Genomic DNA, 13,961 nt, shown 5'->3' with positions numbered 1-13,961 from the left:
GAGGGGGGAGGGACAGGGCATGGGGTTGGGCCATTTCTTTCGGCGTGCGGGGCAGGCATTACCCGTTCTGCTGGCGCTGGCGGCCGGGGCGGCGCAAGGGGCCGATACCCGCTTGGGATTCGCTCCCTATGTCGACCTGACCGGCGACCCCGACCTTGCCGCCTGGGCCAAAGCCACCGGCCAGAAGGGCCTCACGCTGGCCTTCTTCAATGCCCAGGGCGCCTGCCAAGGCGGCTGGCCCATTCCCGAGGCGCGGCTGATGGAACGGGTGGCCGCCTTCCGCGCCGCTGGGGGCGCGGTGATCCTGTCCAGCGGCGGCTGGAACGCCGACGACCTGGCGGAGCGCTGCACCGGCGCCGACGCCATCGCCGACCAGTATGACGCGGCGCTGACGCGCCTGGGCATCGACCACCTGGACATCGATGCCGAGGATGGCGACGTGCATGACAATCTGCGTCCCGCCATCGTCGCGGCGCGTACCCAGGGATTACGCCGCCTGCAGGACCGTTGGGATGCGGCGGGCAAGGTGCTGCGCCTGTCCTTCACCCTGGCCGTGCGCCCGGACCTGGGCATGCGCCCCGTCGATCTCGCGGTGCTGCGGTCGGCGGTGGCGGCCGGCGTGCGCTTCGACGTCGTCAACCTCATGACCATGGACTACCGCGACGGCAAGTCCGCCGGCCGCATGGGCCTCCGGTCGGTGGAAGGGCTGGTTCACGTCCGCCAGCAATTGGAAACCCTGCTGCCCGGCCGCGCGGATGCCCAATACTGGAGCATGATCGCGGCCACGCCCATGATCGGCCAGAACGACGCGGGGGATGAGGTCTTCACCCTGGCCGACGCCGCCCTGCTGCGCACCTTCGCCGACCAGCACGGCCTGGCCGGCCTGTCGTTCTGGCAAATCGAGCGGGACAGCGGCGCCTGCCCCGGCGACGGCAAGGCGCGCAACGACTGCAGCGGCCAGGATCAGGCGCCGAACGCCTATGCCCGAACGTTTTCCGGATTTGCTGGGAAACGCTAGGGGACGATCCGATACGCACAGCGCCGTGCGCCATTCGGAACGTGTTCCGTCCGCTCCACCTGAGCGCCCAGCGCGGCACGGAAGGTTTCCAGTTCCGACCGGCAGAAGCCGGCGCAGGCCGTGGCGGCGGCGCAGATGGGGCAGTGGTTCTCCACCAGCAGCCAGCTGCCGTCATCCAGCATCCAACTGTCGGCCATATAGCCTTCCGCCGAGCGGATGGCAGCCAGACGGCGGACACGCTCGGCCAGGTCCGGGGCATCCGCCAGTTCGGCGCGATAGCGGGCGAGGGTCTCCGCCTCCCGCGCGGCGATGACGGCATCCAGGGCGCCGGCGCCCAATTCCGCCACCAGGGTGGACAGCAGGGTGGTGGTCAGCGCTGCATGGCCATCCGGAAACTGGGCATGGCCCGCCGCCGTCAGGTGCCATAGCTGGCGGGGACGGCCGCGGCCGGCCGCCCCTTCGCCGACGCTGACCACCAGGCCATCCTCGGCCATGCGCGACAGCTGCTGGCGCGCCGCCTCGCCGGTGATGCCCAGCGCGGCGGCCAGGGTCGCGGTGGCCTGGGGCCCTTCCGTCTTCAACAGCAGCAGGATGCGGTTCACGGGTGACTGGCGGGTCATATTCCAAGTTTCAGCTTGCTTAAATCTAGGCCGGACATATTTTCCAATTAATAACTTGGAAAAAATCATCCGACAGGTCAAGGATAAGCCCGCGAGGAAAATCACCCCATGTCCGTGAACCCCCGACCCGAGCCCGCCGAGGCGCCCCGGCCCCCCGCCGTCTCGGTCTTCCAGCTGTTCTCCCCCAGGCTGTTGCCCGCCACCCTCATGCTGGGCGGCGGCGTCACCCTGTTCGCGGTGGAAACCTATGTCACCGCCACGGTGGCGCCCTCCGTGGTGCGCGACATCGGCGGGCTGGAGCTGTTCGCCTGGGTCACCACGCTGTATGTCGCGGCGGCGGTGCTGGGGTCATTGTTCGTGGCCTTGCGGCCCCGGGCGTTGGGCCTGCGCGGCGTCTATACCGTGGGTGCCCTCGTGTTCAGCGCCGGCAGCCTGGTCTGCGGCCTGGCGCCGTCCATGCCCGTGGTGCTGCTGGGGCGTACGGTGCAGGGCCTGGGGGCCGGCATGCTCTCGGGGCTCGCCTACGCCTTCATCCGGCATGTCTACCCTGAGCCGCTGTGGCGCAAGGCCTCGACCCTCTATGCCGCCATCTGGGGGGTGGCAACCTTTCTGGGCCCCACCGCCGGCGGCCTGTTCGCCGATGGCTCCGCCTGGCGCTGGGCCTTTTTCATCCTGCTGCCGCCGGCCTTGATCATGGCGCTGTCCGCTCCGCGCCTGCTACCCCGGGTGGCGGATGAGCGTGCCGACGCCCGCGCGCCCCTGGCACAGATCGGCCTGCTGCTGGCGGCGGTGCTGCTGGTCAGCACGGCGGGAACGGAGGAGCGCGGGGACCTGAAGGCCGGGCTGCTGGCGGGGTCGCTGGCGCTGTTCGCCGCCATGCTGGTGGTGGAACGCCGCGCCCCTCTCCGCCTGCTGCCCCAGGGGGCGGTGCTGCTGGGCCAGCCTATCGCCCGGCTATACCTCATCATGTTCGGCCTGATCGTCACCGTCTCCAGTGATGTCTACATCCCCTATTTCCTGCAGACCCTGCACGGTGTGGCGCCACTGGCCTCAGGGTATCTGGTGGCGCTGGTGGCGCTGGGTTGGACGCTGACCGCCTTTTTCACCGGCACGCTCAGCGGCGGACGGGCGGTGCTGGCCATCAGCGCCGGCTGCGCGCTGGAAGCGGGTGCGACGCTGGCCCTGGCCCCCGTGCTGGGTGGTTCCGGGGTCTGGGACCGCCCGGTGGCCCTGCTGCCCGCGATCCTGGCCATGCTGGCCATGGGCGGCGGCGTGGGCCTGTGCTGGGCCCATTTGGTGGCGGGCGTCCTGAAGCGGGCGGGGGAGGCGGAGCAGGACAAGGCGTCGGCCGCCATCGCCACCATGCAGTCCCTGGGCGGGGCCCTCGGCGCCGCCTTGTCCGGCGTCATCGCCAACAGCGCCGGCCTGGTCGACCCGGGCGGCATCATCGGCGGCCAGTCGGCCGCCCACTGGCTGTTCCTGTTGATGGCGGTGCCCGGCGCCATCGCCTGCCTGGTGTCGCTGGTGCCCAACCGCGCCTAGGTGACCCACACACAAATAAATAAAAACGGCGGCGGATCCCAACGATCCGCCGCCGTCTTCATTCACCTGGTCCCAACCGTCCGGTCAGGATCAGTTGGCGTCGTCCGGCAGGTCCGGCGGGGGCGGCATGTCGCCGTCGTCATCGCCGTCCGGGCCGGGACGGCCGGGACCGCCGTGCATGCCCTGGTCACCGGGACCGGGGCCACCGAAGCGGCCGCCGCCGAAGCCATGATGGCCGCCGAAGCCGTGCGGACCATGATGCGGGCCGATGGCCCGCGCCAGCAAGGTGTCTGCCTTTTCCTTTTGTTCCGGGGTGAAGCTGGCGTACAGCGGCGCCAGCACGGCCTTCATCTCGCTGATGTGCTTGGCGTGTTCGGCCGCCATCTTCTCGGCGCGGTCCAGGCGGTCGGTCAGCGAGGGCGGGGCGGGGCGCTCGACCGGCTGACCGGCCTTTCGGGCGGCCTCGATCTGCTCCCAACGCGCCTTGTGCTCGGCCTCGAACTTCTCGGCCTTCTGTTTCATTTCCTCGGCGTTGGCGCGAACGACGGCCTCGAACTTCTTCCACTGCCCTTCCTGGGCGGCAGTGATTTTCAGTTCGGCCTTCAAGAAGGCCAGTCGGCCATCCACATGTTCCCACGGACCGCCGCGATGGTGCTCATGCGCCATCGCCATCGGGGCCGGAGCCGGATGGGACGTGTCCTGGGCGAAAGCGCCTGCCGCCACACCGATGGCAAAGACACCGACCGCCAAGGTCGAAAGGAGTTGGGTACGAAAGCGGGACATGGATCTACAAGCCTCGTCAGGTTCGTCTTCGCCGTTCTAGAACCGGCTAAGCGGATATACGGACCAACATGGAAAAACTGTCGCCGAACGCTGATGAAACCTTAAGAGGAATGTCCCGATTGGGGTATCTGCGTTAGTCTGATGTGACAAGCCATCTCGCAATACAGGGGTGGCGCATAGGGGGACCGCCGGCAGAAAGGCGTGTTTCCCCAAGGGGAAGAGGGCCGATGCAGGGTATGGACGAGGAGCCCATGTGGCGGGACGAGGATGACGGCGGAGCCAACCCACGGCGGCCGGACGTCTTGCCCCCCTGGAAGATCCTTGTCATCGACGACGACGCCGAAGTCCACGCCCTGACCCGCATGGTCCTGAACCGTCTGCGCTTCCGCGACCGCAAGGTGGAGATCCTGTCCGCCCATTCCGGGGCGGAGGGGTTCCGGATACTGGCGGAGGTGCCGGACATCGCCGTCGTGCTGCTGGACGTGGTGATGGAAACCGACGACGCCGGCCTGGTGCTGGCCCGCCGCATCCGCCGCGATCTGGGCAACGAGGCGACGCGCATCATCCTGCGCACCGGGCAGCCGGGCATGGCGCCGGAGGAACAGGTCATCGTCGATTACGACATCGACGATTACCGCCCCAAGGCGGACCTCAGCGCCGCGCGCCTCACCACCACCATCATCACCGCCCTGCGGTCCTATGGCCACATCATGGCGCTGGAGGAGAATAAGCGCGGGCTGGAGCGCATCATCGACAGCGCCGCCACCCTGTTCCAAATCCGGTCCATGCGTGACTTCGCTACCGGTGTCCTGACCCAGGTGGGCAGCTTTCTCAGTTGCGGTCCCCTGGGCGTGGTCTGCGTGCACGCGCTGGAGGGGCAGCCCCTGAGCGTGCTGGCCGCCAGCGGCGTCTACGCCTACCTGAACGGCCAGGCGAACGCGCCGATCCCCGGCGCCGAGCTGATCGAGCGGGCGCTCAGCACCAAACGGTCCCTGTTCGTGGACGACCTCAGCGTGCTGCACATTTCCAGCCGCGAGGTGGGGCGCACGGTGGTGTTGATCAAGGCGCAGGACCCGCCTTCCAACATGGACCAGCGGTTGCTAGAGCTGTTCGCCACCAAGATCCCGGCCGGCTTCGACAATGTCAGCCTGCTGGAAGGGCTGGAGGGCGACGTGGCCCGCCGCACGCGGGACCTGAAGGCCACCAATGCCATGCTGACGGAGAAGCAGGAGCGGCTGGAGCGCCAGGCCCATGACCTGGCGGTGCTGGCCCGCGACCTGGATCGCGCGCGCGTCCAGGCCCAAGCCGCCAGCCAGAGCAAATCGGAATTCCTGGCCAATATGAGCCATGAGATCCGCACCCCCATGAACGGTGTCATGGGCATGGTGCAGCTGCTACTGGACACCCCGCTGAACGAAGAGCAGCGGGGATTCACCCAGGCCATCCGCGAAAGCGCCGAGGCCCTGCTGGGCGTCATCGACGACATCCTGGACATCTCCAAGCTGGAGGCGGGCAAGGTCGACCTGGACATCGTCGACTTCTCCCTGGGTGGCCTGCTGGACGGTGTCGCCACCATCCTGGCGCCCCGGGCGCGGGAAAAGGGCCTGGCCTTCCGCACGGAACTGCTGGGGGGCGATGATCAGGGCGGCGATCTGGACGCCGGCGGCCGGCTGGTGCTGGTGCGGGGCGATCCCACCCGCCTACGCCAGATCCTGGTCAACCTGGTGGGCAACGCCATCAAGTTCACCCTGCGCGGCGAGGTCAACGTCAGCCTGACGCTGACGCCGCAGGCGCGGGCCAACGGCCGTGCCGGCCTCAGCCTGCGGGGGGAGGTGAGGGACACCGGCATCGGCGTCAATGCCGAGCAGGCGGCCCGCCTGTTCGAAAGCTTCAGCCAGGCCGACACCTCCATCACCCGGCGCTTCGGCGGCACGGGTCTGGGGCTGGCCATTTGCCGCCAGCTGGTGGAACTGATGGGCGGCACCATCGGCGTGTCCAGCCAACCCGGCACCGGCAGCACCTTTTGGTTCACGGTACCGCTGGAACCGGCGGAACAGCCCTTTCAGGAGGGGTTCACGGCGCCCTTGCCCGCCAGCCGCCCGTCGCCCGCGGTCTGGGGCGGCAGCGGCGCACCGCCCACGCCGGCGGAAGGCCGCGGCGTGGGGCGCTGTGTCCTGCTGGTGGAGGACAATCCCGTGAACCAGGAGGTGGCCAGCCTGATGCTGGCCAAGGAAGGGTTCGAGGCGGTCCTGGTGCAGGACGGGGTCGACGCGCTGGAGGCAGTGCGTTGCCGGCGCTTCGACCTGGTGCTGATGGACATCCAGATGCCGCGCATGGACGGCATCGAGGCCACGCGGCGCATGCGCGCCATGGGCGCCCGCATGCCCATCATCGCCATCACCGCCAACGCCATGGCGGGCATGCGCGAGGAATACCTGGCCGCAGGCATGGACGATTATGTCGCCAAGCCCTTCGACCGGGGCCATTTCATCGGCAAGGTGGTGCACTGGGCCTGCGGCCAGGCCGCCGAACCGGAGACTCCGCCGGAACCCGTGGCCTCGGTGCCGCCCCTGTTCGGCATCCTGGCAGAGGACAGGTTGGGTGAATTGGCCGCCATGGCGGCACGCCCGGACTTCATCCGCATCGTGAGCGGCTTCCTCACCCTGGGCAAGCAGCGGGTGGAAACGCTGGCGGAGGCGGCACGCAACCGCGACCTGAAGGCCTTGCGCGCGGAGTCGCACGACCTGATGGCCACCGCCGGCACCTGCGGCCTGATCCGCCTGCAGGATCTAGCCATGGCCCTGCATGAGGCCTGCGTGGCGGCGGACCTGGACCGCGCCGTGGCCGTCGCCCAATCGGCAGTGGAGTTCGGGCGGCAGGATTGGGAACTTCTGCGTGAGCGCTTCCTCTCCGACGCCGAAGACCAGCCGCCACCCATCTGACGTGTGCCCAACCGGCCGGCCCCGAACCGTCTGGCCCCGAACTGTCTGGCCCCGAACTGTCTGGGCCCGAACTGTTTGGGCCGTCGCGCGAACAGAAACGGCCTCCCCGGGGATCGGGGAGGCCGTTGTCATGAGGCCGGGATGCCTTGGCAAAGAAGGGGCTTACTGGAACGTCGTGTCCAAGGCGCGCAGGGTCCACAGGGCCTGCTCGCGCTCCTCGGGCTCGATGCGTTCCGCCCGGCCGCCATCCAGGGTGACGCGTCGGGTGTTGCGCACCACGGCGGCCAGATAGGCCGGGTGGGCGCGATAGACGAACAGGAAGGACTCGGCGGCGGCGATCAACTCGGCGTCACCCAGGGCGCGGGCCAATTCCTTTTCCACCGTCAGGCTCAGCGGCACCGGATCCTCGGGGAAGGCCTCGGGGAAGCGGCGGCTCAGCTGGGCATGGACGTTGGCCAGGTCTTCCGGCAGTTCCAGCGCCGTGCCGGCCACACGGGGCAGCGAGATGGTGGCGCCGTCGAAATCGTTCACCACCACGCGCGGCGGCCACAGGACGTGCGGCCGGTCGCTGGCGTCATCCTCACGGCCGCGGCCGCCATGGGCGGGGCGCCCGCCGGGACGGCCGCGCTGCTCACCGCCGTGGGGGCGGCTGTCGCGGTTGTCCTGGTAACGGTTCTCCAGGGCCCGGTAGTTGGGGCGGAAATCGCTGTCCGGCCGCTCATAATCATGATGCGCAGGACGGTAGGGCGCGTCGCCGCGGGACTGGCGGCGCTCCCCGAACTCCTGGTCCGGCTGGCGGTCGCCCCGGTCGAAGCGACCGGTGTCACGATCGGCGTGACCGCCGCTGCGGCTACGTACCGGCGTAGGGGCCCGTTCCAGGACGACGACGCGTTTTGTTGCGCCGCGGTCACCGACGGTGCCGCGCTGCGCGGCGTCGAGAGTCAGTTTAGTTTCAAAGCCCAGCGGCTTCTTGAGAGATAAAGTTGTCATGGCATCCATCCCGGCTCAAGGCAACGATACCAGCTTTTTGCTGCGGTGCCGCAACCAGAAAGTCAGTTCCAAGCCCTCGTTTGGTGCAGCCTTGATTTAACCAGCGTGCATGACCCGAGCCTTCGCGTGCCAAGGTCGCGCCATCCGGTCGCCATCCGCCCCACCGCAGGGGCGGAGGCGGACGAAAACGTTAATGAAACCGGAGACGAAACGAATAACGGCATGGAAGTGGCTGGTGGCGACCCCTGTTCGGTATCGTCGTGCCCCATGACCATCACTATCTGCCCCAGCGGTTAAAGAAAGTTTTACAAGGCTCACGTGTAACGGCAGGCCCCCGCAGTCTTCCTGTTTTCTGCCTGCATGTCCGCTGCGCGCGCGTTGCAGGGCGGGCAATGGTCCCTGGCCTTGGTCAACCCTTCGCGCAAGCCGGGCGAAGACATCAGCCAGGAAGGCAATCCCAAACAAAAAGCCGGACGATGACGGTCGAGTCATCGTCCGGCTTCTTCAATTGATCCGCACCGTGGATGGTTCCGAACCATGCCGCAATGCAAAACGGATAGGCTTAACGGCCTTTGAAGGCCGCCTTTGGCATCAGCCGTTATGGTTGGCCAGCGACTTGGCCAAGGCCATGATGCTGTCGCGCACCGAGCTTTCGGTGATACGGGAATAGGCCCGCACCAGTTCCAGGGTCTCGCGCCGCTCGCTGGGCGGGCGGCCACCTTCCACCGCCGCCTCGATGGCCGGCGCCGGGATCTGCCCCTGGGGCCCCAGGCCGTCGAAGAAGAAGCTGATGGGAACGTCCAGCACCTGGGCGATCTTGTGCAGCATGGAGGCGGAGATGCGATTGGCGCCGCGCTCGTATTTCTGCACCTGCTGGAAGGTCAAGCCGATGGCCTCGCCCAGCTTTTCCTGGCTCATGCCGATGAGGGTGCGGCGCAGGCGCACGCGCCCGCCGACATAACTGTCCACGCTGGTGCCGGTCTCTTCCTCGGCCGCCAGCATGGTGCGCTTGCGGGTCTTGCCCCGGCCGGTGTTCGGCTTGTCCGTCGTCGTCATTTCCTAAATCCTATCGCTCGTGAGGGGGCGAGGCAGTCTCCCCAGGATATCCACGGGAATTGTGGCCATCTTGGGGACTTGGCCTCTCTGACCACCGCCATCAAGGGCCGATACACGGCACCCCCAGCACGGGATCGTCGCCAATTTCGCCGCCCGGGTCCGCTACCCGCCTCCGCCATCCGCGCTCAGCCGTACGGGAAAGGCGACGCCGCGAATAAAGGAAGGGGCCGAACCGGGGCAGTCCTTATAAAGACATCGTAAACAAGTTTACATACGGTAAATAAGGGAATTCCCCTATTCCTGATAGACTACAAAGTAGGGGATAGGGGCCCCGCCGGCATCCCTGTCCTGCAGAGGTAGTTCTTTCCCCCGCCGGCTGCGGGTCCCATGACCACACCCCCGCGAAAAAGGTGCAGCACATCGCCGCGCGTGCGCGGGCAAAGGGTATAGGCCCCGCCGGACGGACAGGGCGCCGAACAGCGCCCAAACTCCAACGGGGCCCAAACGCCAACGGGGCGCGACCTTGGCCGCGCCCCGTCCCGACTCGCAAGATATGAGGTGATGCCGCCCCCGGGCAGAGGCGGGCGGAGGGCGGGCGGCGGCTGTGGCTCAGGCCGCGACGATGGCCGACAGGAAGTCGGATACGGCGCGCTGCAGCTCCTTGGCCTGCACCGACAGATCGCTGCTGGCGGTGAACACCTGGTTGGTGGCCAAGCCCGTGTCGTTCGCGGCGCGGGCCACGGTGCCGATATCGCCGCCGACGCGGGTGACGCCCTGCGCCGCGTCCGTCATCGTGACGGCGATGGCCTGGGTGGCGCGCGCCTGGTCGGTAATGGTGCGGGCGATGCCGTCGTTCACCTGGTCGATGCGCATCACCGCCGCCACGATCTCACGGAAGGCCTGCACTGCCTGGGCGATGGCGGCCTGCATGGCAGCGATCTCCTGCTGAATGTCCTGGGTGGCCTGGGCGGTCTGGCCGGCCAAGCCCTTGACCTCGCTGGCCACTACGGCGAAGCCGCGGCCGGCCTCGCCGGCACGGGCTGCTTCGATGGTGGCGTTGAGCGCCAGCAAGTTGGTCTGTCCGGCAATGGTCTGGATCAGGGCCACGACATCGGTGATGCGGCGTGAGGCCACCGTCAGCCGCTCGATCAGCTCACTGGTGCCCTTGGTGCTGTCGGCGGTGGTGCGGGCCAACTTGGCGGCCTCGGCGACGCTTTCCAACACATTGGCCGTGGTGGCGCGCAGCTGCTCGGCCGCGTCCACGGCCCCCTGGATGGTGCCGTTGGCCGATTGGGCGGCCGTCTCGGCGGCGCTGGCAGCGGTGGACGCGCCGGCGGCGGTGCGTGACACGGCCCGCGCCGTTTCCACCAGGCCATGGGCGGCCTCGGTGACCGAGCCCAGGATTCGGCCGGCCTTGGTCTCGAAGGTATGGGCTGTGTTCTCCAGGGCGCGGCGGCGCATTTCCTCGGCCCGCGCGCGCTCCTGGTCGCGCTCCACGTTCAGGCGCTCCACGGCGCGGGCGTTATCACGGAAGACGGACAGGCTGTCCACCATCTCGCCGATCTCATCCTTGCGGGCGGCGGGCAAGGCCACGTCCAGCCGGCCGCCGGCCAGGTCCCGGGTGGCGCCGGCCACAGCCAGCAGGGGCGAGAGCACGCCGCGCATCAGGAACACGGCCGCCAGGCCACACAAGACCAGGCCCAGCGCAGTGCTGGCCTGGATGCCGTGGTTCAGGTCATCGATGACGCCCAGGGCCGTCTGATTGCCCGTGCGCACCTGTGCCTGGTCGCCCTTGGCCACCAGCTTCATGGCCTCCGCCATGCGGTCCAGATGGTCGTTCAGCCCGTCGACCTGGGCCGACAGCTTCAGCAGCTGGTCCGCCGGAGCCGAGCTTTTGCCCGCCAGCGGCTTCAGCGCCATGGCGGTTTCCTGCAGGGCGTCGAATTGGGTCTTGGCCATCTGCACCTTGGTCGCCACGTCCCCCAGCGGGTTGTTCTCGGCAGTGCCGCCCGCGCGCTCCCGCGCGGCGACGCGGCGCACCTCCTCCAGGCCGGCGGCGTAGGTGGTGGCGATGGCCCGCAAGGAGTTGTTCAGCTCCGCCGGTTCCGCCACGGACAGGGTCCCCATCAGCGTCTGGGTCAGCAGCACCTGCACCTGCATGTTCTTCAGGGTGGCGGCCAGCCCCAGGTCGGCCATAGCGCCGTCGGTCTGGGCGGTGGTGCCTTCCAGGATGGCGCGGGACTGACGGGCGATGCCGATGCCGATCGCGCTTTGCAGCAGGACTAGGAACAGCAGCGTGCCGCCCACGGCCATGAACTTGGACCGCAGCCGGGTGGCGCGCGGCACCATGCGGCCCAGCAGTCGCCCGTAACGCGCCAGGACGGGGGCCACGGCCGCGCCAGCCCGGCTGTTCAGCAGGGCGGCCAGGGGAGCGGTGACGGCGGTCTTAAAGGCGGTAAAACGGGCGGCAGTGGCGGCGAGGCGGGCGGGTGACGTCTGGCGCATGGGGGCGGCCATCCTGGCAGGGGCAAGGGTGCCCAAAGGCCGGGGAAGGGCCTGGGCGGGACCACCTTACAAACCGCCCCGGTCACCGGATAATCACAGCTCTGTTAAATTTGGGTTTAAACTTTGCGACAGACGAAGAAAGTTTTCAGAAAAAGCAATCCTATCTTGAGGATAGCTTATCCAATGATCACGCCTGCGCCGGTTGTGTCTGGCTTTGCGTCTGCACCTCACCAGTCTCCAGGGCGATCTTGGATGGCGGTGGCAGGCGTTTGAGACCAAACCACGGCCGCAAGAAATTGACGCGGCGGACGATCTCATAAGTGGCGAAGCAACCGGTGAAGGTGATGACTACCAATATAGTCGCCTCCACGCCCTGGGGCAGGCCCAGGGGCGCCAGGTTATGACCCGCCACCACGGTGATGGTCTGGTGGACCAGGTAGAAGGGGAAGACCGCCTGCACCAGGTACCGCAGCACGGGGCCGTCACGGTTCAGGTGGCGGGCGCCAAAGCCCAGCGCGGCAACGATGGCTCCCCACTGCTGGGCGGCATAGACGAGGCGCATCGCGGCGCGGATGCCCAGCGGGGCGGGCGGCGCGCCGAAGGGGTAGACCCAGGTGTAATAGGCCACCACGGCATAGGCGGGCACGGCCAGGGCCAACCCCCACCAGCGCCAGCGGATGAAACCATCCCGCAGGGGGAGGGACTTGGCGATCAGGAAGCCGAAGAGGAAGGCGGTGAACGACAGGGTATGGTTGTACCAGTCGTGCAGCATCCAGTGGGTGATGGGGAAGCGCAGCTGCAGCATGTCCAGCGCGCACAGCGCCAGGAAGGGCAGAGCCATCAGCCGCCAGCCCGCCAGCCGCGCCTCCAGCTGGACCCCCGCCGCCCGCAGCCGCTCCCCCGCCAGCCCCAGCAGCACCGAAAGCCCCAGGCTGTAGGCCAGCAGGTAGGACACGAACCACATATGGTTATAGGTGGGGGTGGTCAGGCAATCGTTGACCCGGCACCAGTGGCCCGTGCCGCTGAGGTACTTCAGGTAAAAGGCCGGATAATAGGTCTCAACCGGCGTCACCGCCTGCTCGATCACCTGATAGTAGGTCTGCGGCGGCACCAGGACCAGCACGGCGAAGACCAAGGGCGGCACGAGGCGGGCCAGCCGCGCCTTGGTCAGGGCGGCCACCGTCATCTTGTCGGCCATGAAACGGGTCGCGGCCCCCGACACGAGGAACAACAGGCTGAGACGCCAGGGGCTGGTCGCCATCAGCACCGGCGCCATGGCCGGTACCTCGTGCGGGCTTTTCACATGCCATTCCCAAGGCCCGTAGAACATGCCCACGTGGAACACGATCAAGGTGAAGAACGCCAGAACCCGGATCCAGTCCAAGTCGGGACGGCGGGTGACGGCTGGCGCAGGACGGGAAGGCATCATGTTCTTTCGGCCCCTGGTCGTAAGACATGTGGCGACTGCCCGCGCCACTGCCCTAGGCTGACCTTAAGGAGGGGAGCCGGCCATTTCCCTGACGCGAGCGGCGGGTTTTCCGGGGCCGATGGGGACGGATGGTTGGCTGACAGGGCCAAGCGGATGAAAAAATGAGACCGGCGGTGGATCGTTTATCAGTCTTCTGGAGTACGCCCAGCCTCAAGGCCTGGGCCCTTGTGTGGCTGGGTTTCGCCTTCCTGCCCACCACCATCAACGCCTTCGCGCTGTTGACGGAATATCAGCGGACCAACCAGGACATCCCCGCCTGGGAACCCTTCCTGCGGGAATATTCCAGCGGCGTGGCCCTGCTGCTGGTGCTGCCCCTGGTGCGCTGGTCCATCAACCACACGCCCGGCTGGGCGGAGGCGCCGCTGCGCTGCGCGGTCCAGTTCCTGGGTACGGCCCTGGCCTTCAGCACGCTGCACCTGGCGGCGATGACCGTGCTGCGCATGGCCGCCTATGGTGCCCTGGGGCAAAGCTACGCCGTGGACGACCTGCGGGACGACCTGCCGTATGAGTTCCGCAAGGATCTGCTGACCTATTTGCTGATCGTGCTGGTGGTGGTGGGTGTGCGCCACCTGATCCGCCTGTCGCGGTCGCTGGCCCTGGTGGAAGCGGCGGCGGCAAGCGCGGCCGCCCAGGCCATGGAGGGACAGGCCCCACCGGCAACGGCGGCGGAACCGGCGCGCATAGAACTGAAGGTGGGATCGCGACGGGTCTACCTGGCGCCGGCGGACATCCTGCTGGTGCGCTCCGCCGGCAATTATATCGAGGTGGTGACCGCCGGAACCGTCCACCTGGTGCGCCGCACGCTGGCGGATTTCCAAGCGGAATTGCCGTTGCCGGACTTTGCGCGGGTCCACCGCTCCCATGTGGTGAACCGGGGCGCCATCGTCCGTATCGATAACCGGCCCTCCGGCGACATGGACTTGACGTTGACCAACGGCATCACCATCCCAGCCAGCCGCCGCTATAAATCAGAGCTATTCTAGAATAGATGTATGCCCAAGCGATTATCTGCCGCG

10 protein-coding genes are annotated in these 13,961 nt (G+C 67.8%); 4 read left to right on the top strand and 6 right to left on the bottom strand.

Annotated features, from left to right (window positions below; genetic code table 11):
* Positions 1–19: 19 nt before the first annotated feature.
* Complete coding sequence (locus FBZ87_RS05785; protein WP_186454599.1) at positions 20–1,018, top strand: glycoside hydrolase family 18 protein; 999 nt, start codon at positions 20–22, stop codon at positions 1,016–1,018.
* Here FBZ87_RS05785 and FBZ87_RS05780 read toward each other — a convergent pair.
* Positions 1,015–1,638, bottom strand: coding sequence for a helix-turn-helix transcriptional regulator (locus FBZ87_RS05780; protein WP_145609392.1), 624 nt, complete (start codon positions 1,636–1,638; stop codon positions 1,015–1,017). The two genes, FBZ87_RS05785 and FBZ87_RS05780, sit on opposite strands and share 4 nt — an antisense overlap.
* A 108-nt stretch (positions 1,639–1,746) precedes the next feature.
* Between FBZ87_RS05780 and FBZ87_RS05775 the strand changes: the two genes are divergently transcribed.
* Positions 1,747–3,180: an MFS transporter gene (locus FBZ87_RS05775; RefSeq protein ID WP_145609391.1), complete on the top strand. Its 1,434-nt coding sequence runs from the start codon at positions 1,747–1,749 to the stop codon at positions 3,178–3,180.
* Positions 3,181–3,270: 90 nt separating this feature from the next.
* On the opposite strand, the gene FBZ87_RS05770 is transcribed toward FBZ87_RS05775, so the two are convergent.
* Positions 3,271–3,963, bottom strand: a complete 693-nt coding sequence (locus FBZ87_RS05770) for a Spy/CpxP family protein refolding chaperone (protein ID WP_145609390.1) — start codon at positions 3,961–3,963, stop codon at positions 3,271–3,273.
* A gap of 227 nt (positions 3,964–4,190) precedes the next feature.
* On the opposite strand from FBZ87_RS05770, the gene FBZ87_RS05765 reads away from it, so the two are divergent.
* The gene (locus FBZ87_RS05765; protein ID WP_145609389.1) at positions 4,191–6,905 is read left to right on the top strand and encodes a DUF3369 domain-containing protein; all 2,715 of its coding nucleotides are present in this window, start codon (positions 4,191–4,193) and stop codon (positions 6,903–6,905) included.
* A gap of 162 nt (positions 6,906–7,067) precedes the next feature.
* Here FBZ87_RS05765 and FBZ87_RS05760 read toward each other — a convergent pair whose 3' ends face one another.
* From FBZ87_RS05760 to FBZ87_RS05745, 4 genes are all read right to left on the bottom strand, one after another.
* Positions 7,068–7,895: a ProQ/FINO family protein gene (locus FBZ87_RS05760; RefSeq protein WP_186454598.1), complete on the bottom strand. Its 828-nt coding sequence runs from the start codon at positions 7,893–7,895 to the stop codon at positions 7,068–7,070.
* A 591-nt stretch (positions 7,896–8,486) separates the two neighbouring features.
* The gene (locus tag FBZ87_RS05755; protein WP_044560789.1) at positions 8,487–8,897 is read right to left on the bottom strand and encodes a helix-turn-helix domain-containing protein; all 411 of its coding nucleotides are present in this window, start codon (positions 8,895–8,897) and stop codon (positions 8,487–8,489) included.
* A gap of 663 nt (positions 8,898–9,560) precedes the next feature.
* Entirely contained in the window at positions 9,561–11,456 is a 1,896-nt protein-coding gene (locus tag FBZ87_RS05750; RefSeq protein ID WP_145609387.1) for a methyl-accepting chemotaxis protein, read from the bottom strand.
* A 187-nt stretch (positions 11,457–11,643) separates the two neighbouring features.
* Positions 11,644–12,885 (bottom strand): acyltransferase family protein, encoded by a 1,242-nt coding sequence (locus tag FBZ87_RS05745; RefSeq protein WP_211106855.1) that lies wholly within the window; start codon positions 12,883–12,885, stop codon positions 11,644–11,646.
* 173 nt (positions 12,886–13,058) lie between these two features.
* Between FBZ87_RS05745 and FBZ87_RS05740 the strand changes: the two genes are divergently transcribed.
* Positions 13,059–13,928, top strand: a complete 870-nt coding sequence (locus tag FBZ87_RS05740) for a LytR/AlgR family response regulator transcription factor (RefSeq protein WP_186454597.1) — start codon at positions 13,059–13,061, stop codon at positions 13,926–13,928.
* Positions 13,929–13,961 lie beyond the last annotated feature (33 nt).

This window comes from Nitrospirillum amazonense (genome assembly GCF_007828035.1).
Taxonomy (GTDB): domain Bacteria; phylum Pseudomonadota; class Alphaproteobacteria; order Azospirillales; family Azospirillaceae; genus Nitrospirillum; species Nitrospirillum amazonense.
Note: the sequence above shows the minus strand (reverse complement) of the source record. Positions and strands in the feature narration are given on the sequence as shown.